At 40.7% G+C, this 1,259-nt stretch carries 2 protein-coding genes; both read left to right on the top strand.

Features of this window, described 5'->3' with window-relative positions; genetic code table 11:
* Positions 1–340: 340 nt before the first annotated feature.
* The gene (locus JAO78_RS16625; protein WP_226752481.1) at positions 341–766 is read left to right on the top strand and encodes a hypothetical protein; all 426 of its coding nucleotides are present in this window, start codon (positions 341–343) and stop codon (positions 764–766) included.
* A gap of 66 nt (positions 767–832) precedes the next feature.
* Positions 833–1,171, top strand: coding sequence for a hypothetical protein (locus tag JAO78_RS16620; RefSeq protein ID WP_226752480.1), 339 nt, complete (start codon positions 833–835; stop codon positions 1,169–1,171).
* Positions 1,172–1,259: the final 88 nt, after the last annotated feature.

The following is a 1,259-nucleotide window of genomic DNA, read 5'->3' as shown; positions in this document are numbered from 1 at the left end:
GCAGGCTTTTGGGTTTTAAGGGTTTTAGTCAGTAGTTTTGTTCGGGCCTTGCTCGTGTTTGGCTTTCCAAACGGCACTGGCAAAAAGTCAAAGCTCGCCCGTTTGTGGGTTTGGTGCAAACGGGTATGGCGGTAGCGTTGTTCTTCATGGCTTCGCTTAACAGTTTTATAGGTTACGGTTGGCTCGCTGTGTCGCAGTTAACCGGTGTAGGTTTTAATAACAGCAGTCTGCCGTTGTTCGGGTTTGCCAGTGCGGCAAGCCGCGAAAGTTCGGTTTAGGCTGCTAACAAACAAAAGCAGTCGGACGCGTACCGCGCCGCTGTTTTGAGCGTTAGGTTTGTATGAGTAAATTATTGTATAGAGACGTCCATACCAACGAATTTTCAGACGCTGAAATTTGGGATGCCATAAAAAACAATGACACTGAAGCTTTAGTATTGATTCCGATGAAGCTAGGTTTTTGCCATGATAATTGGAAATTTACACAAGAAGTAAGTGTTGTATTGTCAGAGCATCCTGATGAGTATGTTAGAGGTAACTCTATGCGTGGTTTTGTTTATACGGCAATGACGCATCAGAAACTTGAAAAAAATATAGTAAAGCCCGTATTACTTAGAGCCTTAAAAGATCCAAGTGAGTGGGTAAGGTGTTGTGCTCAAGAAGCAATAGATGATATCAATCGTTTCCTAGGTTGGCGAATTGGCACAGCGAAAGATACCAAAGAGCGTGAAAAACGTTTCAACGGACGTAGAAAAAATGAAACCTAACAAGTCAATGCAGCCGACCGCTAACGCGTCGGCTGATTAAAGCGTTAAGTAGCTAAGGAAAGTTAAGTGTATAAATCTCGATTAGTTTGGGGCGATATAATCTTTTTAATAGGGTTTGTGCCAGCATTTATGCTTCTAAATGGTTTAGGAGCAGATGATTCTTTATCGGCAGCAAGTGCAGTTGGACTTTTTATATTTGTCGTATTATTTCCCTTTATGGGGCTTGGCGGTCTAATGGCTTCTTCTGCCGTATTTAGGCTAACATCTATTGAAAAAATTAATAATTCAAACCTCAATAACTTATTTGGACGTATATTTATTGTCCTTGGTTGGTTAATTTTAATTACAATGTTGTTGGTGTTAGGTTTGGTAATCTATGGTTTTTTATTGCAATACGCAACTTAACAAGCGTTTAAACAGGGACAAATAACAGTTGGTTTTGCTCCTGCGTCGCTATTTTAACCAACTGTAATTTGCCCATTAAACACGCGTT

Origin of the sequence: Alishewanella maricola (assembly GCF_016343785.1) — a bacterium.
Classification (GTDB): domain Bacteria; phylum Pseudomonadota; class Gammaproteobacteria; order Enterobacterales; family Alteromonadaceae; genus Alishewanella; species Alishewanella maricola.
The sequence above is the reverse complement of the archived record's forward strand: the minus strand, read 5'-3'. Positions and strand labels throughout refer to the sequence as shown.